The following is a 21,800-nucleotide window of genomic DNA, read 5'->3' as shown; positions in this document are numbered from 1 at the left end:
TCCGTCGCCCCGGGCCCCGCGCTGACCAGCGTGGGCCCGGGGCGATTGTCTTTGTAGGACCGTTTTGCGACAGGTCTGGCGCTGCCCCCTTTGTCCCGGATGTGGGCGGCGGGCCAGATTCTTGCCCGCCACCGACATGGGGGACGCCCACGGCGGCCCGGCGTGAAACCGGTCGGGGCTTTCCAAACGCCGCGTCATAACCCCTTAATATCCCTGCGTTCCCAACGATCAACAGGCCAGGACGGCGACTGATGCGTCACGGGCCGACGGCACACCTCGGAAGCGGGGTTCTGGAGAAGGGACAACGATGGCCGGGACGACTGACACGCCCGCTTTTCTGACCGGTGAGGGCGAAATGGCCCGCCTGATCCGGGCCCGCGACTGGTCCCGGACCGCGCTGGGCGCCCCGGCGACCTGGCCGAGCGGCTTGCGGGCCATGGTCCGGCTTCTGCTCACCACCTGCCATCCGGCGCTCATCTTCTGGGGCCCGGAGCAGCTGTGCCTCTACAACGACGGCTACCGCCGCTCGCTGGGGCACGACAAACACCCCAGCATGTTGGGCCTGCCTGGCCGGGAGGCCTTTCCGGAGTCCTGGCAGGTGGCGGAACCCCAGATCCGTTCCATCATGAACGGCGGGCCGTCGACCTGGCGGTTGAACCACCTGATCCCCCTGCTGCGGGACGGTGTACTGGAAGACGTCTACTGGACCTACTCGTTCAGCCCCATCGATGACGAGACCGCCCCCCACGGCATTGGCGGCGTGCTGGTGCTGTGCACGGACACCACCTCCCACATCCAGCGCGCCCATGAATTGGCCAAGGAACACCTGCAGTTTGCGACGCTGTTCCAGCAGGCGCCTGCCTTCATGGCGCTGCTGACCGGGCCCGAGCATGTGTTCACGATGGTGAACCCGGCCTATCTGCAGGTGGTCGGACAGCGCGTGTTGCTGGGCAAACCGGTGCTGGATGCGCTGCCGGAAGCATTGGCCCAGGGGTATGTCGATATCCTGAACCGCGTGTACAGCACGGGCCAGCCGTTTGAGGGCGTGGGGGTCAATTACCGCGTGGAGCCGCCCGGCGAGGCCGCCCGCTGGATCACCGTGGACTTTGTGTGCCAACCGGTGCGGGACGACGAAGGGGATGTGACGGGGGTTTTTGTGCTGGGCTCGGATGTGACGGCGCGGGCCCGTGCGCAGGAGCAGCTCGCCGCCAGCGAGGAGCAGCTTCGCATGGCCACCGAGGGCGGTGGTGTGGGGTTGTGGGACGTGAACATGATGGCGGACACGCTGTACTGGACCCCCCGCACGCGCGAGATGTTTGGCATTCACGGCGCCCGCTCCGTGTCGCTGCGTGACTTCTATGAGGGCCTGCATCCGGCCGATTTCCAGGCTGTTTCGCAGGCGTTTGCTGCGGTGACGGTGCCCAACGGGTCGAAGCTCTACAACGTGGAATACCGGACGGTGGGCAAGGACGATGGCCAAGTGCGGTGGATCGCCGCACGTGGGGTGCCGGTGTTCGATGCCCACGGGCAGGTGCAGCGCGTGGTGGGTTCCGTCATGGATATCACGCAGCGCAAGCATGATGAGCAGCGCATCCATGACCTCAACGATGCGCTGGAGCAAAAGCTCTCCCTGTACCTGGCGGAGCGCAAGCTGTTCGGGGACCTGGTGGAAGGCACGGACGCGATGGTCCAGGTGTCGGACCACAACTTCAACTGGATGGCCATCAACGCGGCCGCTGCGACTGAGTTTGAACGGATCTACGGCATACGGCCTCATGTGGGCGACAACATGCTGGTGGTTCTGAAGGATTTTCCGGAGCACCAGAGCGCCGTGAAGGCCATTTGGCGGCGTGCGCTGGATGGTGAGGAATTTACCGAGGTGGGCGAGTTCGGCGCGGAGGGCAACAGCCGCCACTACGAGATGCACTTCCGTACCCTGCATCGCGATGGGCGTCGTATCGGGGCCTATCAATTCGTTTATGACGTGACGGAACGGATCGAGAAGGAAGAGCGGCTGGCCAGGACGGAAGCTGCCTTGGCGCAGGCGCAGAAGATGGAGGCGATTGGCCAGTTGGTGGGCGGCATCGCCCACGACTTCAACAACCTGCTGCAGGCGATCCGGGGCAACTTCGACATCATTTCGAAACGGCCGGCGGACGAGTCGCTGGTGCTGCGTTGCGCGGAGAAGGGGCAGTCGATTTCGGAGCGCGCGGCGAAGCTGACATCGCAACTGCTGGCCTTCTCGCGAGAACATACCTTTGACTTGAAGCCGGTGTGCCTGCAGCGGCTGCTGAATGATCTGGAGCCGCTGTTCAGGACCACGCTAGGCTCACGCATCGGCTATCGGCGGGAGGCGCCCGAGGCGGATATCTGCGTGATGGCGGATGCGGTTCAGCTGGAGATGGCGCTGCTCAACCTGGTGATCAACTCGCGGGACGCGACGGCGGAGGGCGGGCATGTGGTGCTGCAACTCAGCGGGGTTGGGGAGACGGTGTTGATTGCGGTGAACGATGACGGGACGGGGATGTCTGCCGAGGTGCTGGAGCGGTGCTTCGATCCGTTTTTCACGACAAAGTCGGTGGGGAAGGGGAGCGGACTGGGGCTGAGTCAGGTGTACGGGATGTGCAAGCGGGTCGGCGGCGCGGTGGAAGTGGACAGCACCGAGGGTGTGGGGACCACCGTGACGCTGAGGTTGCGGCGGGCGGACCCGGGGGCGGAGGTGCTGCAGGCGCCAAACGGCTCAGGCGCGCAAGACGCGCGCAAGCACCACGTGCTGGTGGTGGACGACGATGCGGACGTTCGAGACTTCCTGACCGATGCGGTGAGTTCGCTGGGGCATGACGTGGTGACCGCCAGCGATGGGCGGGAAGCACTACGGATCCTGGGGACGGAACGGGTGGACTTGCTGTTGGCTGACTTCTCGATGCCGCATATGGATGGGGCCGAGTTGGCGCGGCACGCGATGGCGTTGCGGCCGGATCTGCGGGTGGTGTTTGCGAGTGGGCATCCGGATGCGGATGCGTTCCATGCGGCGATCGGGCGGGAGGCGGTGGTGTTGCGCAAGCCGTTTGATATCGAGACGCTGAGGAGGACGCTCAATAGCCAGTTGGAGAAGCCGGGGGGGCATTGAGGGGGCAGCGTCCTGCGGTGGGCCGTGTCCCTCGCCGGGAAGTTCCGATTCGACCGGGCAGCTCGCCAGGAAGTTTCGTTAGACCGGGTTCCTCATCGGGAAGGTCTGTGAGACCGTGCACCCCGCCAGGAAAGCCCCCCGGACCGTGCACCCCGCCAGGAAGCGCCGGGGCGGGACCTGTTTGCTCCATGTCCCTCCTGTCCGGCTCGGCCGGCCATTCGTTCCTTGACTTACGCAAACAGGCCCCGCCCCGGCACTTCCCGATCCGAGGACCATCACCAACCCCCAACCCCCAACCCCCAACCCCCCAATCCCCAACCAGCCACCAACCATCACATCGCTTATTGCTTATTGCTTATTGCTTATTGCTTATTGCTTATTGCTTATTGCTGATCGCTGATCGCTGATCGCTGATCGCTGCCACCGCTTGGTGTGACGTGGCAGTACTCCGACAGTGGGGCTGTCACCAGTCCAAGCCAACCACCCCCATCAAGACCGTATTTGGGCTGCAACAAGCCAGCCTGATCCCCACGACTGGGGAGGAACAGGACGACCGCCCTGGTCTTGAGCAAGCGGCTTAAACGGCCGGTGGAAGGGTGAGCAGGTAAGTGATCAAGTCATCCAACTCGCTCGATTTGTCGAAAACCCGGTCGGCACCGAGTTGTTGGCATTTGTTGCGCATTTCGACAGTGGCGTAGTTGCTGAGGATGATGATCTTGGCTTCGGGCTGAAGCTTGCGCGCCTTGGGCAAAAGGGAGAGGCCGGTGCCCCGTTTGAGGAAGATGTCGATGATCAGGATGTCGCAGGGCACGGCTTCGTCCTGCAGCCAGCGCAGTGCGCCCGCTTCGTCTTCCGCTTGGCCCACCACTCGCAGATCCACCATTTCCTGGAGGGTGGCGACCAGGTTTTCGCGAATGAGCGGGCTGTCCTCCACAAGGAAGCAGCTCAAGGTGCCCGGCGGTGCGTGAGTCTGTGGCGTCGCTGACATGGGCGCGATTATCACGAACCCGGACGCCGCTTGGCAGCGCCAGCAAACGCAGCGTTGCATTCAGACAGCGCCACCTTGCTTTGGTCGTCCGGGTCCTCGCCCAGATCCACCAGCGGGATGAGCGCCGCCAACGGGGCCACCGCCACGCCGAGTACCGCCGCCGGCACCACCTTGCGAAGCAGCGGGGCCTTCTCGACGCCAATGTCGGGGTCGGAGAGCGTGCCCTCAACCTTGATGGGCGTGCGCAAGGTCAGCGGGCTGAAGTCCTTGGGCTCCACCTTGGCCCGCAAGGCCATGCGCTCCGTCGCCAGCGAAATGTCGCCGTCCACCCGCACCAGCGAATCCCGTGTGTCCACGACCATGGGCTGCGGAGTCACCCGCCCGTCCTTGACCTTCAGATCAGCAATGCCACATTGCACTGGCAAGTCCTTGTCCCCACGGATCAGAACGCCCAGGGCTTGCGCCACGTCAAGGCCGGCAGCTTCCACAATGAGGTGGGACACCGTGCCCTGCGTCCAATACAGCACCATGCGGCCGTCCGCCGTGGCCAGCAGGTCGGCGGTGGAACGGCCACGGCCGTCCAGGGAGATGCGCCCGCCCATGAGCCCGGTCACATACGGCGGCTTGCCCGCGTCACGCTTGGCCTGGAGCCATTGCTCCAGATGCACGCCAGTGACCCGCAGGCGGACCTCCCAGAGTGCCGTGGGCTGGCGGCCGTCCAGCTTGATGCGGCCCGCAAACTGGCCCCGCGCCACCCGGGCATCAATGTCTCGAATGTCCAGTACACCGTCCTGCAGAACAATACGGCCCCTGAGGGGCTGAGCCGCCTGCAGGAGCGCGGTGCCCGACTCGAAACGGTCAAGATTGACCGCCACGTCTGCATCCATGGCCCGCAAGGACGGCAGGTCGAATTGCTTGTCCGGCAGCACACGGTTGGCCTTGGTCGAGACTCGCTCCTTGCGGTCGGTCGGCACCCCGATGGACGGTCCCAAGTCGGCCAGCCATAGTTCGCGGCCCAGCAGTTCCCCGGTGAGCTTGGCCTTTTCGGTGGGCGGCTTGTCAAATTCGAAGTGGCCATGCAGCTTGCTCTTGCCGATCGTCGCACTCTGCACGACCGTGGCCCAGCGGGAACCGTCTCGCTTGAGCGTTCCCTTCATGGCAAACGGCGGCGTGGTCGGCAAGGTCACCCCCAACGGCTCGCCCACCGCCGCCAGCGACGGCCCTGCAATTTCATACCGGCCCGTCAGCCCCTGACTCACCAGCAGGTCCCGCACCTCGCCATCAAACGAAAGACGCGCGTTGCCGATTCCGCCACGCAGCGTCACCGGGACCGCAGGCGCATTGGGGTCGGAAGACAGCCAAGGCAGGGCGGAACCGGTGCGTAAGCTGGCCTTGATCGGCATGTCGCGGAAATGCCCCTCCGCCGTGGCCACCATGCCGCGCGGCAAATCGCCTTGCCCTTGCCCTTGCCCCTGAGCGGCGCCACTCGCGGCACCGGAACCCAGCCTGGCCGATCCCGTGAAGCCCGCGGGCGCAGAGGCTGCCACCAAAGGCACTCGCGGCGCTGCCGACGATGCAGCAGCGGTGCGGCCACTCGGGGCGCTAGCACCGTCGGAATCCCGGCCAAACTGAATATCGGCTCGGTCTAGCAAGGCCTGGTCAGGAGGGGGTAGATCCCAGGATTCGCGAAGTGCAAACTTCGCCAACAAGGAAAGCCGCTGAATCTTGTCGTCAACACTGGCCGAGCCCTGTCGAACCTCCAGCAAGTCAAAACGTACGCCGTCAAAACGAGGGCGTTCCCTGACTTGGGTCGCACTGTCGGGCTGCCGGCCGAACTGCCAACTGGCGCGGCCTTCCACATCTCGCTCGATGCGCAAGGCGAGATCACCCGCCTCCAGGGCCTTCACCCGCAGTGGTTGGCCATGGCGCAGGTCCAGCAGGTCGCTATACCGCAACGCCAGGCGCGCGTCCTGCGCCACCAGCATCGGGCCCATGGTGCTCCAGCTGGGGCCGCTGATCTGGAGACTGTCGGTGCGCAACCGGATGCCGCCGATAAAGCGCAGCGTCCAGCGCGTCTCGCCGGAGCCATCAAAACTCACGCTGCGCTCCAGCTTCTGGCTGAGCAGGTTCTCCAGCGGCCGGCGCAGGAAGGGCCATCCCATCCATTCACAGATGGCGACGCCGCCCACCAGCAAGCCAACCACCACGGCGACGCCCGTGGCCCAGTGATGGCGGCGATGGTGCGGACCTGAAGCGTTGGTGCCCGCAGCAGCGCCGGGCGCGGGGGAAGACGTTGGAGGCGTGGGCGGGGTTGCACTCATGTTGATCACCACCAATGTTCAAAAAGACTGGAGAAGAATTCCTTGCCACGCTGCATCAACGGTCGATGTTTCCAGGTGGCCAGGTCGATGGAGCGAGAGGCGTCACGATCCTTTTCGAACATGCGTGTCATGGCGGAACCAAAATCCTCCCCCAGTACGACGGCGTTCACTTCGTTGTTGTGAACAAAACTTCGCCAGTCCATGTTGCTGGACCCCACCGTGGAGACCACGCCGTCAATAACGGCCGTCTTGGCATGCAACACCGCGTCCTGCAACTCATGGATCTTGACGCCCGCCCTGAGCAACCGGTCGTAGTGGCTGCGGCCGGCATACATCACGGGCGAGAAATCGCTTTGGGACGGGAGAATCAACTGGACATCCACCCCGCGCTCCGCAGCCTCAGAGAGCGCGTCCACCATGTCCTTGCCCGGAGCAAAGTACGCCATGGTCAGATATACGCTGTGCTGGGCCGCACGGATGCTGCCCAGCAGCAGGGTGTAGATGCGGTTTTCCTTATCCTGCGGCGTGCTGGGCACGATGCGCATGAGCTGCTGGCCCGAAGCCGCGGTGGGGGCGGCGACCGGCGCCAATTGGCCCTCGCAGGCCTGGTGTTGCCAGGTTTCCCTCACCATGCCGTGCAGCGCCTGCACCGCCGGCCCGCGGACCTGGATCATGGTGTCGCGCCAACCGCGCTCCTTGGCGCTTTTGGCCTCATCGGCAGGCTTGGCGCGCGACCCCTTGCCCCCACCAAACGATCCGGAGCCAGAGGAATACACCGCGCTGATATTGATGCCCCCGGTGAAGCCCACCTCGTTGTCCACGACCAGAATCTTGCGATGGTCCCGTTCAGTGATGTCGTGATAGCGGCGGCTCTTGAGCGGGTTGACCGGGTTGAAGGCACAGATGCCGATGCCCGCCTGGCGCATGCGGTCGAAATAGGCCTCCTGGGTGGAAAGCGACCCGACCGCGTCATAGATGACCGCCACCTGCACGCCCTGTTCCCGGCGCTGCACCAGCAGATCCGCCAGCTGGCGCGCCACGTCGGCGTCCTCGATGATGTAGCTCTCCAGCAGGATCTGCTGGCGCGCCTTGCGGATGGCGCTGAACATGGCGTCAAAGGTGGCCGGTCCGTCGATGAGCAGCTTTACGTCGTTGCTGGCGTACAGATCCACGTCGCCAAAGGCCGACATCGCGGCCAATTGACGCTTCAGCAGCTCCGGACGACCTTGGGCGGCGGCGCTTTGGATGACCTGTTCGCGTCGCTGTTGGCCCAGTGGCCCCTTGGCACCGACAACATCCACCTCGCTGGCCACCTTGGCCACCGGCGGCGCGGCCTTCGGCGGGTCCGGCAAGCGGCCCTGTATGGGAGGGGCGGGGGTGCCGCAGGCGGCCATGCCCATGGTCATGGAGAGGCATAACAGCGTCTCAGCTGCACGAACGTGCAACCGCCCGCGCCACCGAGGCCACCTGAACCAAGCGTGATGAAGGGCCAGGGCGGCAGTCGGGGGGAGCGGGCGGGCAGGGCTCATGAGGCGGCGCTCAGTCCTTCAGCATGTCCAGCAATTCGTCGGCATGCTCTTCTTCCTGCGCCAGCACCTCTTCCAGGATGCGACGGGTGGTCGGGTCCTTGTCGCCGATCATCTGGATCATCTGGCGATAGGCCTCCACGGCGACGCGTTCGGCCACCAGGTTGGAACGCACCATGGACTTCAGGTCGGTGGCGTCGTTGTAATCCGCGTGGCTGCGCTTGGTCAGCGAATCCGGATTGAAGTCGGGTTCCCCACCCAGCTGCACGATGCGTTCGGCCAGCTTGTCCGCATGGGCACTTTCCTCGTTCGCATGTTCGAGGAATTCATCAGCGACGCTGGGCGAGGCGATGCCGTGGGCGGTGAAATAGTGGCGCTTGTAACGCAGGATGCACACGAGTTCGGTGGCGAGGGCGTCATTCAGCAATTTGATGACTTCCTCCCGCCAGGGCCCATAGCTGGGCGTGACAGCGCCATCGTCCAGATGGGTACGTGCGCGTTCCAGCGCTTGCTCGTCGAGCTGCATGGGCTTGGTGTCGATAACTGCATTCATGGGCTGTCTCCAATGTTGGGAGTGGCTGGGGGCGACGACGGCATATGCGGCTCATCGGCTCATCGGCATGCCGGTCAACTATTTGCGAAGGGCGTTGACGCCGGTCACGCCCAGCACCAACAAGACCAGGAAGATGACCAGGAAGATGCCGAACAGGATCTTGGCGATACCGGCCGCGCCTGCTGCGATGCCGGTGAAACCGAGCACACCTGCCACCAGGGAGACAACGGCAAAGATCAGGGCCCACTTCAACATGATGATGTCCTTTCACTTCAAAGCCGCAGCGCGGCACTTGGGGTCACTCTAGGGTGGCCCCTGGGAGGAAGGCATCAGCCAGCCCCACGTCCGCCTGTAGGACGGGACGCCGCAAGGGTTTTGCCGGACTCGTCCTACAGACGGCCCCGGCGGGGTACGACAGACAGCGGGCCACGACCCACTTAGCCTTCAGTCATCCCTGGGCCCTCCCGGCCTCCCCGGGCTTCCGGCCCCGCACGCTCAGACGCCGCCCCCGCACAGGAGTTCCACCCTGCGGCAGGCTAAAGGAGACAACATGAAGCTGCTGACCAACACCTCCACGACTGCCCTGATCACTGCGGGAGCGGTACTTTCCGCCGTCATGATGCTGGCAGCCCCCGTGTTTGCGGCCGAGGGTGAGGCAGCCGGCGCGAAGCCGGCGCCCGCGACGAACGCCGCGACGCCAGGTGGCATCTATGCACAGGAGCGAGCTCGGTGTCTCTCGGGCAACTCGGCGCAGGACCAGAAGACCTGCCTCAAGGAAGCTGCTGCAGCGCGTGATGAAGCGCGCCGTGGCACCCTCAAGTCCGCCAGCCAGGACGAGTTGGCCAACAACGCCCTGTTGCGCTGCCAGCGCGTGGCCGAGGAAGACCGGCCCGATTGCCGCGCCATGGTGCTCGGCCAGGGAACTCGGGACGGCAGCGTGGAGAGCGGCGCCATCCTGAAGCGCATCGACCGCATGGTGGAGGAGAACCCCACTGGCGCGGGCGCCGCTACCAATCCCGCGAACAAGCCGGCAACCGCGCCTGCACTGGTGCCACAGCCTTCGCCGAGTTCAACCTCGACGCCGGAACGCCCCAAGGTACCGCCTCGCCCTCTGAAGCCTGCAAGCGAGGCCGGGCGTTAAAAGTTGACGCCGAAGCCTCGCATCCAGACCCTTTTCAGACCCCTCGAACCATCGACCATCCCGGCTTTAACTCCAAGGAGCCCCCTCATGCTGAAACGCATTCTTCCCTTCGCCCTGGCAGGTTATGCGCTGTGGCAGTGGCAGCACCATTGCGCCCAGAAGAAACACAAGAAGGTGAGTACGAAGCCTGAAGAGGTCACCACCTGGGAAGGCGAGGGCGGTGCGCTGCATCGCACAGGCGCACAGTTGGGGCCGGAACCCAATCACGTGCGTTGATTCGCTTCCATCGCTCAAGAAAAGGGCCCGGTCACCAAAGTGACCGGGCCCTTGGTTTTGCGAGCTGCGGGTTCAGCCGCCAGCGCCTTGAGGTTCACGCAGGAAGATTTCCACGCGACGATTGCGGGCGCGGTTGTCAGCCGTGTCGTTGGCGACCAGCGGTTCTCGCGAACCACGGCCCGCCACCTCGACGCGATCGCCACGAATGCCGCGGTCCATCAAATAGTTGCGAACGCTTTCCGCGCGACGCAGCGACAAGGGGTCGTTGATGGCGTCGTTACCGGTGTTGTCCGTGTGCCCGACCACCCTCACCACCGTGGTGGCACCACTGCTGAGGCCGTTGGCAAATCCATCCAGCACTGGACGCAGGCGAGGCTCAAGTGCCGCACTGTTGGTCGCGAACGAGATGTCGCTGGGCACATCCAGCTTCAGTTGGTTGTCCGCCGTGCGGGTGACTTCAACCCCGGTGCCCTGGGTGGCCTGTTCCATGGCCTGGCGCTTTTCTTCCATCCGGCGCGACCAGATGTTGCCCGCCACGGCGCCTAGGGCACCGCCCACCACCGCGCCCGTGCCAGCCTTGCCGCCCGTGGCGGAGCTGATCACGGCGCCAGTGACCGCGCCGATGGCCGCCCCGCCAGCCGTGCCGCGCTGGCGGTCATCCATGTTGGCGCAGCCCGCCAACACCGCCAGCAAGACAGCGGCGGTAGCAGCGCCATTCGAGCGCCTGAAGGTGTTGGGTGTGTGTGTGGATGGCATGTTCATATCTCCTTGTGCTTGATCGAGTACACCCGGCTTGGCCGGTTGCTTCTGCAAAGCCGGCGGCGCCCAGGGGCCAGTATGCGACGCAACTGGCAAGGCGTGAGCCTGCGCTCCAGTAGGCAAATCAGCAGGGATGGTTCGATCGGCACCAGCGATGCATTGGCAATGCGTTTCAGTTTGTGCCAAGGACTGGTCGTAGTCTCAGCAAGTCTTTGTTGACCGGCGTCACGACTGATGTGCATAGGATTGCTAAGGCAATGCCGTGACCAGCAAGCTTTGGCTATTCTTCAAACAAGGGGTGCTTCCTAGCATGGTGATCAACACCACAGCCCACGGGCACCATCATGTTGAAAGAGGCCAACAACGCCGATGCAGCCGCATTTCACGCGGCACCATCCTCATCTCCCTGCGCCGCATCACTTGCTATGCCTGCAGTCGCACCAGCGCCACAAGCGCTGAAGCCACCAGCGCCACAAGCGCTGAACCTACCGGCGCCACAAGCGCTGAATGCTCAAGCGGCCAATGCGCCACAAGCGCTATCAGCGCCGCCACCGCTCAGAGCGGCTGCAGGCCCGGCGCCGGTCGCAGAGCACAACGGCAGCCATCTGCGGTTTGCCACCCAGCCTATCGTGGACCGATGGGGTCAGGTGGCGGGTACCGAGCTGCTGTTCCGCTGGAACAGCATGGACGGCGGTGTCACACCGCTGCTGGGGGCCTACGCGACGGCCAATGTGCTGTGCAATGCGTTGCTGGATGGCCAGTGGCTCACTCGCATTGACAGTGCCGCCCCCGCGGTGGGCAGCCTCTACGTCAACATGGATGAAGCCTGCCTGCTGGGCCCGCCAGCACAAGCTCTGACACCGGATCTGGGGGTCATTGAGCTGCTGGAGACACTGCAGCCCACCCCGGCCGTATGCCAACGGGTGAAGGCGCTGCACGCCCAGGGCTACCGCTTTTCCCTGGATGATATAGAACGGGCCGATGACCCGCGCTGGATCCTGGCCGAGCATGTGGAAAGCGTGAAGATCGACGTTCTGGTGACGCCGACCCATCAGTTGCGTTCGTTGATCGCCATGGCGCACGCGGCGGGCCTGCGGGTCATCGTGGAGAAGGTCGAGTCCGCCGAGGACCTGGCTCAGTTGAAGGCCATGGGCGCCGACCTGTTTCAAGGTTATGCGGTGGCACGGCCGCAGGTGCATCGCGTGTTGGCCCTGCCGGGGTGCGACGCCCGGCTGATGGGTGACCTCTATCTGATGGCGAAAAGCGGCGCCAGCACGCAAGCCCTGGCCCTGCTTGCCGAATGCGACCCCGCCACCATGCTGCGCCTGCTCCGCCTCCAGGACCTGCACGCGCCGCATGAGGTGACAGTCTCGACCGACTTGGCCGCCGCGCTGGACAGCCTGCCTCGGCCCGTTCTCGTGGCCTGGCTGGCACTGATGAATATTGCGGCTCTGCATGGCCGGGGTCGCGAAAGTGTGGCGGCCGTGCGTGCCCACATGTCACACTGGCGCAAACGCCGGTGCGATGAAAACGGCCTGCTGAACGCGAACCAGCGTGGGCTGTGCTTCCAGCACTACCGTGAGCAACTATCGGCAATGGTCTGAACGGGCAGGGCGGAAACCCCAGCCCGTCGAGATTGCGGCACAAACAAGCAAAAGCCGCCGCCCGGTCACCCGGGCGGCGGCTTTGGTTTTGGTGGCTCAATCGTCCACCAGTCCGTGCATGCGCGCCACACTGGTGGCCATCGCCCGCGAATTGACATTGAGCTTGCGGTAGATGGAGCGTAGGTGCTGATTGACGGTGAACCGCGAGATGGACAGTCGATTGCCAATGTCCACGATGGGCAGGCCCTCGATCAGTAGATTGAGCACGCTCCATTCGCGCTGCCCCAGGCCCAGCTCCTTGAGCTTCTGCGTGCGGTCGACCTTGGGTTTGACGCCGGTCTCCAGGCTTTCCAGCTTGTCCAGCACCAGCCGGGACACGGCCGGGCTCAGCGGTGCATGGCCATTGTGAGTGGCAATGATCTTTTCGATCAGCGAGGGTTGGATTTCTTCCTTCAGCAGATAGCCGCTGGCCCCCGCGCGCAAGCTGCGCATGACGTGTTTGGAGTCCCCGAAGGTGCTCACCACGATGCTGTGGGCGTCGGCACACTTTTCCTCTATCAGTTTGATGAGGTCGATGCCGTCCACGTCAGGCAGGCCGAGGTCCACCAGGTAGATGTCCGCGCGGTTGGCCAGGATGGCGGAGACCGCCTCGCCGCGATTGCGACCAATGCCCACGATCTGGCAGGCACTGCTGGCCGACACCACGTCAATCAGGCGCTGAAGGACATTCGCGTCGTCTTCAATGATGGTGACGGAGATGGTCATGATGTTCCCTGTAGACAGGTCAAGGTTATTGTGAACATATGGAGCGTGGCCGTGGCCACCGATGTCAAGTTTTCGTCAGTGGTGCAGACGACACCAATGTGCATAACATTCAACGCTCACCCATGGATTCAGAGAGTGTTTTCTTGACCGGTTTGAGCAAGTAGTCCAGTACTGTGTGACGTCCGGTGATAATTTCGGCCGTCGCCGTCATGCCGGGCTGCATCTTGATGGTGTTGGCCTGCTCGCCCTTGAACCGTTTCGCAGTGATGCGAATGTGGGTGCGGTAGTACGGCACTTCCACCCCTTGAGGGCTTCGTTCTGTCAAAGCATCGGGGCTGATGTAGGTCACTGCCCCTTGCAGCGTGCCGAAAATACTGTAGTCAAAAGCGTCCAGCTTGATATTGGCTGGCATGCCAGGGCGAACAAAGCCGATGTCCGCCGCCTTGAGCCGGCACTCGATGATGAGGTCATCGCCGGTGGGCAGCAGCTGCATGATTTCGTCGCCCGGGCGCAGCACGGCGCCCACCGTGGTGAGCGTGATGAGGTTCACCACCCCGTCCTGGGGGGCGCGCAACTGGGTGTGCGCCACGGCGCCGCGGCGGTCTTCGAGGACCTGCTGCACGCTGGCAAGGTCTTCCTCGGTCTTGGCCAGCTCTGCCTGGGCGTCCTGAAGGAACTTGTTGCGACGGGTCGTCACCTGGCCGTTGGCCTCATTGGCCGTGCGCTGCAGGCGCAGGAATTCAGCCGCACTGATGTCACCGCTCTTGAAGAGCGGCTCATTGAGCTTGACCTCTTCGTTGGCCAGTCGGGCGGACTTGCTCAGCACTGCCACGTCTTCATCCAGAGCGGTCCGACGTCGCTCATACAGGCGACGCTGGATGATGGCGAAGCTCCCCTCGCCGCCGCCCTGGTAGGGCGTGCCCAGGGTCTCTGCGCGCAACCGTGCCAGAGAAGCCTGAAGGGCGGCTGCCTTCTGCGAAGAATCGGCCAGGGCGGCCTGGGACTTGGTGTCATCCAGTTGGACGAGTAGATCGCCGCGCTTAACGGCATTGCCTTCTTGCACAAAAATCTGCTGCACGACCCCCCCATCTGCGGCTTGTATGACTTGTGTGCGGGAGGATGCCATGACCTTTCCGGTTGTGCGAGTCACCTCATCAATTTCGGCCTGGGAGGCCCAGAAGACGCCGGCGCCGAGAGCGGCGACCAGGGCGAAGACGGTCAGGCGCAGGCCACGGATGCTGTGGCCGGAGAATGCGGAGTCTTTCATGATGTGTCCCTCCTGGGGGTTCATGCCGGGGTGGTGGGGGCCGCAGCGGATGTGCGCGGCGCCTGATGGGGAGTCGGCACTGTCACCCGGATGGGGGCGGTGCCGGCGGGGCCAGTCCTTGCGGGGGCACCCGGCTGAGCCTTGGCGAGGCCAGCCCCTTGAGGTCTGCCCGAGCCCTGCCCAGCCTGTTGCTGCAGGCGAGCCAGCACCTGGTCGCGCGGGCCGTCCATCTGGATGCCTTGCGGGCTGAGGATGACGATGCGGTCCACCAGTGCCAGCAACGACATGCGATGGGTCACCAGCACCAGCGTGGTGTCAGCCGCCAGTTGCGACTTCAGCAGGGCCACGGTGGCCTGTTCCAGGCCGTCGTCCATGCCGGAGGTGGGTTCGTCCAGCAGCCAGTAGCTGCGTTGGGCCAGCAGCAGCCGGGTCAATGCCACCAACTGCCGCTGTCCGCCGGAGAGCCCGCGGCCGCCTTCGGAGAGCTTGCGGTCCAGGCCCATTGGATGTTGGGCGATCATGCCCCACAGGCCGGTCTTTGCTGCCGCCTGGACGATCTGTTCGTCGCTCACATCCGTGAGGCCGAAGGCCAGGTTGTCTCGCAAGGTGCCGGAGAACAGCCAGGCATGCTGCGGGCAGTAGGCCATGTGTTCACTGCGCCATCCGGCGTGGACCTGCTGCATGTCCATGCCGTCATAGAAGACGGTGCCCTGGGTGGGCTTGGCCAGTCCACTGGCCAGGGAGAGCAGGGTGGACTTGCCCGCGCCGATGGTGCCCAGAATGGCCACCTTCTCCCCATGCTTCACCTGCATCCGGCCGATCTTCAAGGGCTGTTTCTGGCCCGGGTAGGCGAACTCCACGTCCTCGAAGACGATGTCGCCGTTGGCGCGCGCCGGAACCAGGGGCCGAGAGACGTCATGGTTGTCCGTTTCCAGCCGGAAGATCGCGTCCAGGGCCTTCATCGAGGCGGCCGCATTGCCCAGCTGCACCAGCAGGCCGGGAATGGAGGCCAGCGGCGAGAGCACACGTCCGGAGAGGATGGAACAGGCCACGATGGCGCCTTGGGTGACGTGCCCGTCAATGGCCAGGACCGCGCCGATGCAGATCAGGGAGATATAGCTCACCTGCTGCAGGCCGGCAGCGAGGTAGCCGGTGGCATCGGTTTCATGCTTGAGCGCCAGGCTCTGGACAGCATTGGCTTCGGACAGCCCCGCCCAGCGGGTCTCGAAGCGCCAGCCCGCCCCCATGCCCTTGATGGCCTCGGCGCCTTCAATCGTCTCCACCAGCAGGCCGGTCTTGGCATTGGCGCCGGTGAGGTTGCCGGCACTCAGCTTGGCAATGCGGCGGGCGCGCATGGCGCCTGCCAGCAGCGTCATGCCAAAGAGGATCAGCGCTGGCAAGGCCATCCAGGGGCCGCCGACAGCGGCGATGACCAGCGCGAAGAGTGTGGCCATGGGCAGGTCAAATAGCAGGAAGAGCGTGGAGGTGGAGAGAATGCTGCGGATGGATTCAAAGCTCTGCACCTGAGAGGCCAGCGTGCCGACCGACCCGGGCCGCTGGTCCATGCGCACGGCCTGCAGACGCGACAGCAGTGCCTTGGAGATGCCCACGTCCAGCGTCTTGAGCCGGGGCTCCAGCAGGGTCGCGCGGGCCAGCTTCAGCAGCCATTCCACGGCAATCGCCAGGCTCACGCCGATCGTCAGCACCCACAGGGTCTGGTGGCCCTGGCTGGGGATGACACGGTCATACACCTGCATCGTGTAGAAGCTGATGGTGATGCCGACACAGGCCAGCACCAGCGACAGGCCGGCCGCTTCGATGAACAGCGGCCAGTTGCCACGGATCTGCCGCAGCATGAGGGCCCGGGCGCTGCGGATGTGACCGTTGGCGGCGCCATGGTTCTCGATAAGGTGGAGGCACGGCTCGTGGTCCATCACCAGCTCATGGCGCTTGCCATTCACATCCACGCAGCGCCACAGGCCCTCGACGGTTCGGCCGGTCACGACCAGCCAGCCCACCTCCGCGTGATGACAGAGCAGGGGCAGAGCCGCTTGCTGGGGACCTTCCAGGGTGACGAAACGCGCGTCAGGGTCCAGCGCTTCGGCCAGGTGGGTGGCCGCGCGCAGGCCGGTCTCCTTGCGCGGCGCCTGCTCGAGGAGTTGCTGCTTGATACGGTCAGACGGGACGGCTCGCCCCTTGAGTCGCATCCATTGATGAAAGCTGTGGGCCAGTGCGCCGGTGTCCTGGATGGTGTCAGAGCCGGACGCAGGCCTGGAGGATGAAAACCAGGACATGAGAATTCCTTTCTGGGCAAGAGGGTCGGAGCGCGTCGGTGGGGATCCGCTCGACGCCGCTCCTGGCAATTCAATGCGCTTGAAGTTCGGTGCCTGTCGCCTGCAGCAGGACGTTCAGGCGGTAAAGGCTGGCGCGCTGCTCGATGGCAGCGTCGTGTTGCGACTGCCGTGCGGAATGGCTTTCGCGCACCATGTTCAGCAGGTCCAGCCAGGCCCGTTTGCCGGCGGCGAACTGACGTCGATAGGACGCCAGCACCACGTCGCTGGCCTCGGCTGTGGCCACCGCACTGCGCGCGGAAGCACAGGCGGAGGCATAACGCGTGTATTCGAGCTGGTAGCGATTGAACAGGTCCTGCTCGGTGGCCGAGACGGCGGCCTCAGCCGCCAGGATGCGGTGACGCGCGGCGTTCACGGAAGAGAAGCTGGCGAGCCCGCCGCCGAAGCTGGCCTGCATGACCAGTCCGATGCTTTGGTCCCGCACCGCGCCGGTCTGGCGTTCCATGCGCAGGCTGATCGTCGGCAGCAGGCTGGCCTTGGCCTTGTTCAGGTCTTCCCGGGCGATGTCCACGCTGGCGCGTGCAATCGCCATGTCTGGTGAGGTCTGGATGTGGTCCAGGATGGTGGCGAGTTCCGGCGCGTCCGGCAGTGTGCCGTCCAGCGCCTGCGCCAGTGGGGGTTCGACCGGCCGGCGGGCCAGGCGCTGGAGTTGGTGGCGCTGTAGCGCCTCTTCGAGGCGGGCCTGCGCCAGCTCGGCCTGGACAGCACTCAGCCGGGACGTGGCCAGGGCGGCATCGGACACAGTGCCGACACCGGCATCTGTGCGCCGTTGAATCATGGCCAGCAACTCTTCATGTTGATTCGCCAGGGTTTGGAGGCTGGCCACGTGCTGGCGTGATTTGACCCAGTCGGCCCAGTTGGTCACCAGCCGGATCCGCAGTTGCATCTGCGCGGAGGCGAGTTCCTCCTGGCTGCCTTGCACCACCATGCGTGCGGAGCGCAGGCCGGCTTCCAGTGCGCCACCCGTGTACAGCGGCTGCTGGATGCGCAGCACGTTGACGTAGCCGCTGGACGATGGCTCCCGGCTGAGGCTCGGGGTGGGGCCGAACTGCCACTTTGCTGCCGTCACGCCTTCTTCGGCGGCCGCGATGTTGGAACGGGCCCGCTCGATCGAAGGGTCCTCCGCCAAGGCGGTGGCGATGAAGTCGTCCATCGCCGTGGCCCAGGGGAGGTGAGCGGCAGGCGCCGAGGCTTCCGGTACTGCTGCTGCTGACTCTGACGCTGCCGTGGCAGCAGGAACAGGCACGGGCGGGGGGGCCATCGGACCGCCGTCTGCGGCATAAGCAGCGAACTGGATCAGCGTCAGTCCACCTGCAGTCAAAACCGCCCGCCAGAGGCTTCGGACGGGGATAGGTGCCGAGTATGCGGCCGACCGATCATCGGGCTGAAAACTAAGAGGTGTTTCCACAGGAAACTCCATGGGTCGTTGTTCTGACCAGAGTTTCGAGCGGCGTTTGATGCTCTCACAATAGCATTGATGAGCTAGTTAAAAGACGGTCGAATACAGCCTTGAGAGGTGTTGTCTGAAATGGCTAGCAAAAATAGGTGGGTGACGACGGCGGCGGCCTATGCAGCCAGGAGGTACGGGGGTTGCCACAAGCGTGACAACCTCGCTCAACAAGGATGACTTATGAACACCGCCATGCCCATCGACGACGTGTCCGCCTGCCTTGCAGCCTGCCTCGCCGCGCTGCAGCACAGTCAGGAATGCGCCAATGCCAGCATTCGGTCAGGCGACAGAACCCTGGAGGCCTGCGCCTTGCTCAGCCTGGATTGCGCGGCCATCTGTGAAACCACCATTGGCGTACTGGCTCGGGGCTCCGCACACCACGGTGATTTCTGCGCCCTGTGTGAACACATCTGCCGTGTCTGCGCGCAGGAGTGTGAACAGCATCAGCATGCCCATTGCCAGCGTTGCGCGGCGGCCTGCCGAGAGTGCGAACGCGCGTGCGCCGTCCATGCTGGCGAGCGGCATTCGCTCCCCGGCGGCCATTGAATGGTGCGCGACTAGCAAGAAAGGACTATTACTTAGCAATATATAAGTAAATGCAGCAGGTTCGCCGCAAGCCGACGCTATCCATTTTCGGTTCTCTGCTCCCTAAAATTTTCTGCAGAAAACGCCGAACCTGCTGGAAATCTATCGATAGGGATTTTATTAAATCCAGATTGCAAAACATCGGATTGCGAGTATTTCCGGCAGTTTCACGGTGTTTTCGAGAGCGCCGCCATGTGGCGCCATCGAGCAACCTACCTGTGAATCAAAATGAACCGCACCCCCGGTGTCGCCGCTGGCGCCCCGCTGTCTGGATGGACCCATCGACCCAGTTCCAGCGCACTTTCTGACGCTGTTTCAGGTCCTGTTTCCGGCAAATCTTCCGACCCTTCGTCGGCACGCTTCCTCGCGCCTGGTTCCGCCTCCACACAACTTCACATCGCATCACGAGCGCCCATCGCCTCCGCGCGCAAGCCGGCAGAGGAGGATGAAACGCCGGACGGCACCGAGCAGTCCACAGACGGACCCCGTAACCCTGACTCGCCGGATGCCACCCTCGCTGGCGACGCCGTAGCCGCCGCAAGCCTCTCCCCCACATCTGCCGGTGAGGCTACCGAGATGTTCACCGCTGAGCAGGCTGAAGCCCAGGAGGATGACCGCGCCGTCGGCATGGCCCTGTGGGGGCTGTCGGCCGGCCTGGGCGCCACAGCGCTGGCCTTGATCGGAAGTGGCGGCGATGGGGGTGCGAGTGCCGGTGCGCCGGTCCATCCTCCCCTGGAACCGCCCACCGGTGTCGGTCCCGGCAACGGAGGGATTGATGGTGGGGGTGCCCATGAAGGTACTGAGCCGCCGCCGCGGCCCCGGGCCGGCCGCCTTCAATGCAGCCTGCTGGATGACACGGGCGCCAGCGCCCTGGACCGTGTCACCGCTCAGGGCGGGGTGCGTCTGCAGGTGTCGGATCAGGAGCCAGGCGCCCAGGTGCGCTATCAATGGTCGGCCGATGGTGGCGCGACCTGGCAGGACTGTTCGGACCAACTGCAGGGCCTGCCCGACGGCGTGCATCTCCTGCGCGCGGTGGTGAGCAATGCCGGCGGTGAAACCTTCACCACGCCAGTGGCCGTCACCGTGGACACCAGCGCCCCGCTGGCAGGCCAGTTGCAGATCTCGGCGCCGGTGTTTCAGGGCAGCAGCTTTCAGCTGTCGGTGGACGGTCAGGAGGCTGGCACCTCGCTGCTGTTCGAGATCTCCACCGACGGCGGCAGGAGCTGGGCCCCTACGGCGCAGCGCCAGCAGGACCTGCCGGATGGTGACTACCTGTTCCGTGGCGTGGTGACCGATCTCGCGGGCAATCAAAGCGCGACTGCTACGCAGGTCGTGACCGTGGACACCCAGCCGCCCGCCGCCCAGGCCTTGCAATTGCGCAAGGTGGGCGTGCTGGGGAGCGATGCCTTGGCACCGCTCAGTGCCACCGGCGACATCGACCTCGTGCTGAACCTGCCGCCCGACATCACCGCCATCTATCAGCAATCCACCGATGGCGGCAAGACCTGGCTGGACGTGAGCGCCCAGGTGCGTGGGCTGGCGGAGGGCCAATACTGGTTCCGGGCCGTCTTGCAGGACGCTGCCGGCCATCAGACCGTCCTGGCCGAAGTGCCGCTGACCGTGGACACCACGCCGCCGCCGTCATTCCAGCTCAACGCACTGGCCACCAGCGGAGATCCCATCAACGGCTACCTCAGCACGAGTGGCAGTTTCCAGCTGGGCCTGTCAGCACTGCCCGATTCCCGCATCGCTTATGAATTCCGGCTGGTGGGCGCCACCACCTGGTCCGTCTGCAATTCCAGCGCGATCGGTGCTCTGGACGGCCACTATGAATTTCGGGCCATCGCGACCGATGACGCGGGCAACCGCAGCTACTCCAACACCATCCAGATCACGGTGGACACCCGGGACGCTGCGGCGGGCACCATCACGCTGGGGGATTTCATCGACAGTGGTGCCGACGGCCTGGACCGCCTGAGTGCCGATGCGAGCTTCACGCTTGTCCACATTCCGGTCGATCCGGTGCAGTCCGTGACTTGGTGGAAAAGCACCAATGGCGGCAACAACTGGGTGGCGACGTCCGCTGCCCAGGACGACCTGCCGGATGGCCGCTACGCCTTCCGCGCAGTGGTGACCGATGCACTGGGCGCCACACACACCACGCGTACCGTGGAGGTGACCATCGATGGCAACCCGCCCGGCAGACCTCGGCTCGAACTGCAAGGTTTCGACGACACCGGCGCCCTCGGCAACGACCGCATCAGTACCGATGGCACGTTCAGTCTGAACGCCGTCAATGTGGCGGCGGATACCTTCTACCGGTATGAAGTCTCCCTCGATGGCGGACGTACTTGGCTGCCTACAGGCGCGCAACAGAACCTGGCGTCAGGCAGCTACCAGTTCCGCGCCGTGGCGGTGGACCATGCCGGCAACCCGGCTACCAGCGTGGCCGTGGCACTAACGGTGGACCGGGAGGCACCGGAAGCCGGCCAGCCTCAGTTGAAGGACTTCGACGACACCGGGTTGGCAGGCGACCGTATTACGGCGGATTCGAGTTTCTCGCTGACGGCCGTCGATCTGGAGGCCGGGGCCTCGGTGCGCTACTGGCATTCCAGCGACGCGGGGCAGAGCTGGAGCCTGACCACTGCGGCGCAAAGTGGCCTTGCTGACGGCGAGCATTGGTACCGCCTGGAATTGACCGATCTGGCCGGCAATACGAGCCTGGGCCAGCCGCTGGTCATCACGGTGGACACCCAGGCCCCGGACGCCGGTCAATTGCAGTTGACCGGACTGGCCGGCCCAGGCCAAGGGCTGGATCTTCAGTGGCAGGGGACGGACCCTGTGGCCTCGGTGAAGTTCGAAGTCTCTGTGGACGGCGGCCAGCAATGGCTGCCTGTCCTGGCCCATACCGATCGGCTGGATGTCGGGGACTACCTGTTCCGCGCCACCGTGGCCGACGCTGCCGGCAATACCGCCACCACGGCAACCGTGGCCTGGCAGGTGCAGGAACTCGTGTCGACGCTCAACGACGTCGGCTCGGCGCTCTTGCCCCTGCCAGTGCCGCCACCGCCGGTGCTCTGAGCA

At 64.7% G+C, this 21,800-nt stretch carries 16 protein-coding genes; 5 read left to right on the top strand and 11 right to left on the bottom strand.

The genetic code is table 11. The features are described from left to right. The first annotated feature begins 307 nt into the window (after window positions 1–307). Window positions 308–3,130 carry a PAS domain-containing hybrid sensor histidine kinase/response regulator gene (locus tag BMY53_RS11470; protein ID WP_092946624.1) on the top strand — a complete coding sequence of 941 codons (2,823 nt, stop codon included), beginning with the start codon at window positions 308–310 and terminating at the stop codon, window positions 3,128–3,130. 577 nt (window positions 3,131–3,707) lie between these two features. Here the strand turns inward: BMY53_RS11470 and BMY53_RS11465 are convergent. From BMY53_RS11465 to BMY53_RS11445, 5 genes are all read right to left on the bottom strand, one after another. Continuing rightward, window positions 3,708–4,064, bottom strand: coding sequence for a response regulator transcription factor (locus BMY53_RS11465; RefSeq protein ID WP_255370153.1), 357 nt, complete (start codon window positions 4,062–4,064; stop codon window positions 3,708–3,710). A gap of 65 nt (window positions 4,065–4,129) precedes the next feature. Next, on the bottom strand, window positions 4,130–6,439 hold the full coding sequence (locus BMY53_RS11460; RefSeq protein WP_143074036.1) for an AsmA family protein: 2,310 nt from the start codon (window positions 6,437–6,439) through the stop codon (window positions 4,130–4,132). Window positions 6,440–6,444: 5 nt separating this feature from the next. Then, window positions 6,445–7,845, bottom strand: a complete 1,401-nt coding sequence (locus BMY53_RS11455) for a phospholipase D-like domain-containing protein (RefSeq protein ID WP_092946621.1) — start codon at window positions 7,843–7,845, stop codon at window positions 6,445–6,447. A 133-nt stretch (window positions 7,846–7,978) separates the two neighbouring features. Continuing rightward, the gene (locus BMY53_RS11450; protein ID WP_092946620.1) at window positions 7,979–8,518 is read right to left on the bottom strand and encodes a ferritin-like domain-containing protein; all 540 of its coding nucleotides are present in this window, start codon (window positions 8,516–8,518) and stop codon (window positions 7,979–7,981) included. A gap of 78 nt (window positions 8,519–8,596) precedes the next feature. Beyond that, window positions 8,597–8,773, bottom strand: coding sequence for a DUF1328 family protein (locus tag BMY53_RS11445; RefSeq protein WP_092946619.1), 177 nt, complete (start codon window positions 8,771–8,773; stop codon window positions 8,597–8,599). A gap of 295 nt (window positions 8,774–9,068) precedes the next feature. Here BMY53_RS11445 and BMY53_RS11440 point away from each other — a divergent pair, with 295 nt between their 5' ends. After that, window positions 9,069–9,659, top strand: a complete 591-nt coding sequence (locus BMY53_RS11440; protein ID WP_092946618.1) for a hypothetical protein — start codon at window positions 9,069–9,071, stop codon at window positions 9,657–9,659. Window positions 9,660–9,746: 87 nt separating this feature from the next. Further along, window positions 9,747–9,935, top strand: a complete 189-nt coding sequence (locus BMY53_RS11435) for a hypothetical protein (protein WP_092946617.1) — start codon at window positions 9,747–9,749, stop codon at window positions 9,933–9,935. 72 nt (window positions 9,936–10,007) lie between these two features. Here the strand turns inward: BMY53_RS11435 and BMY53_RS11430 are convergent, their stop codons facing one another. Then, window positions 10,008–10,691, bottom strand: coding sequence for a YiaD family glycine zipper/OmpA-like lipoprotein (locus BMY53_RS11430; protein WP_092946891.1), 684 nt, complete (start codon window positions 10,689–10,691; stop codon window positions 10,008–10,010). Between the two features lie 347 nt (window positions 10,692–11,038). On the opposite strand from BMY53_RS11430, the gene BMY53_RS11425 reads away from it, so the two are divergent. Then, window positions 11,039–12,298, top strand: a complete 1,260-nt coding sequence (locus tag BMY53_RS11425; RefSeq protein ID WP_092946616.1) for an EAL and HDOD domain-containing protein — start codon at window positions 11,039–11,041, stop codon at window positions 12,296–12,298. A 96-nt stretch (window positions 12,299–12,394) separates the two neighbouring features. Here the strand turns inward: BMY53_RS11425 and BMY53_RS11420 are convergent, their stop codons facing one another. The 5 genes from BMY53_RS11420 to BMY53_RS11400 form a co-directional block, all read right to left on the bottom strand. Continuing rightward, on the bottom strand, window positions 12,395–13,063 hold the full coding sequence (locus BMY53_RS11420) for a response regulator (RefSeq protein ID WP_092946615.1): 669 nt from the start codon (window positions 13,061–13,063) through the stop codon (window positions 12,395–12,397). 109 nt (window positions 13,064–13,172) lie between these two features. After that, entirely contained in the window at window positions 13,173–14,330 is a 1,158-nt protein-coding gene (locus BMY53_RS11415; RefSeq protein ID WP_177200837.1) for a beta-barrel domain-containing protein, read from the bottom strand. A gap of 20 nt (window positions 14,331–14,350) precedes the next feature. Continuing rightward, complete coding sequence (locus BMY53_RS11410) at window positions 14,351–16,624, bottom strand: ATP-binding cassette domain-containing protein (protein WP_092946613.1); 2,274 nt, start codon at window positions 16,622–16,624, stop codon at window positions 14,351–14,353. Between the two features lie 70 nt (window positions 16,625–16,694). Beyond that, window positions 16,695–18,002 carry a TolC family protein gene (locus BMY53_RS11405; protein ID WP_218151222.1) on the bottom strand — a complete coding sequence of 436 codons (1,308 nt, stop codon included), beginning with the start codon at window positions 18,000–18,002 and terminating at the stop codon, window positions 16,695–16,697. 408 nt (window positions 18,003–18,410) lie between these two features. Beyond that, a complete protein-coding gene (locus BMY53_RS11400) occupies window positions 18,411–18,656 on the bottom strand; it encodes a hypothetical protein (RefSeq protein ID WP_092946611.1) in 246 nt (81 codons plus the stop codon). A 636-nt stretch (window positions 18,657–19,292) separates the two neighbouring features. On the opposite strand from BMY53_RS11400, the gene BMY53_RS11395 reads away from it, so the two are divergent. Beyond that, window positions 19,293–21,797 carry an Ig-like domain-containing protein gene (locus BMY53_RS11395; protein WP_177200835.1) on the top strand — a complete coding sequence of 835 codons (2,505 nt, stop codon included), beginning with the start codon at window positions 19,293–19,295 and terminating at the stop codon, window positions 21,795–21,797. The last annotated feature ends 3 nt before the right edge of the window (window positions 21,798–21,800 follow it).

The organism is Roseateles sp. YR242 (assembly GCF_900109745.1).
Classification (GTDB): Bacteria; Pseudomonadota; Gammaproteobacteria; order Burkholderiales; family Burkholderiaceae_C; genus Roseateles.
The sequence above is the reverse complement of the archived record's forward strand: the minus strand, read 5'-3'. Positions and strand labels throughout refer to the sequence as shown.

Bases quoted from the DNA above. Each gene is read 5' to 3' on its own strand.
- BMY53_RS11410 (WP_092946613.1), bottom strand. From the start codon at position 16,624: ATGTCCTGGTTTTCATCCTCCAGGCCTGCGTCCGGCTCTGACACCATC.
- BMY53_RS11460 (WP_143074036.1), bottom strand. From the start codon at position 6,439: ATGAGTGCAACCCCGCCCACGCCTCCAACGTCTTCCCCCGCGCCCGGC.
- BMY53_RS11400 (WP_092946611.1), bottom strand. From the start codon at position 18,656: ATGCCGCTCGCCAGCATGGACGGCGCACGCGCGTTCGCACTCTCGGCA.
- BMY53_RS11435 (WP_092946617.1), top strand. From the start codon at position 9,747: ATGCTGAAACGCATTCTTCCCTTCGCCCTGGCAGGTTATGCGCTGTGG.
- BMY53_RS11440 (WP_092946618.1), top strand. From the start codon at position 9,069: ATGAAGCTGCTGACCAACACCTCCACGACTGCCCTGATCACTGCGGGA.
- BMY53_RS11470 (WP_092946624.1), top strand. From the start codon at position 308: ATGGCCGGGACGACTGACACGCCCGCTTTTCTGACCGGTGAGGGCGAA.
- BMY53_RS11455 (WP_092946621.1), bottom strand. From the start codon at position 7,845: ATGACCATGGGCATGGCCGCCTGCGGCACCCCCGCCCCTCCCATACAG.
- BMY53_RS11420 (WP_092946615.1), bottom strand. From the start codon at position 13,063: ATGACCATCTCCGTCACCATCATTGAAGACGACGCGAATGTCCTTCAG.
- BMY53_RS11415 (WP_177200837.1), bottom strand. From the start codon at position 14,330: ATGAAAGACTCCGCATTCTCCGGCCACAGCATCCGTGGCCTGCGCCTG.
- BMY53_RS11425 (WP_092946616.1), top strand. From the start codon at position 11,039: ATGTTGAAAGAGGCCAACAACGCCGATGCAGCCGCATTTCACGCGGCA.
- BMY53_RS11395 (WP_177200835.1), top strand. From the start codon at position 19,293: ATGTTCACCGCTGAGCAGGCTGAAGCCCAGGAGGATGACCGCGCCGTC.
- BMY53_RS11430 (WP_092946891.1), bottom strand. From the start codon at position 10,691: ATGCCATCCACACACACACCCAACACCTTCAGGCGCTCGAATGGCGCT.
- BMY53_RS11450 (WP_092946620.1), bottom strand. From the start codon at position 8,518: ATGAATGCAGTTATCGACACCAAGCCCATGCAGCTCGACGAGCAAGCG.
- BMY53_RS11445 (WP_092946619.1), bottom strand. From the start codon at position 8,773: ATGTTGAAGTGGGCCCTGATCTTTGCCGTTGTCTCCCTGGTGGCAGGT.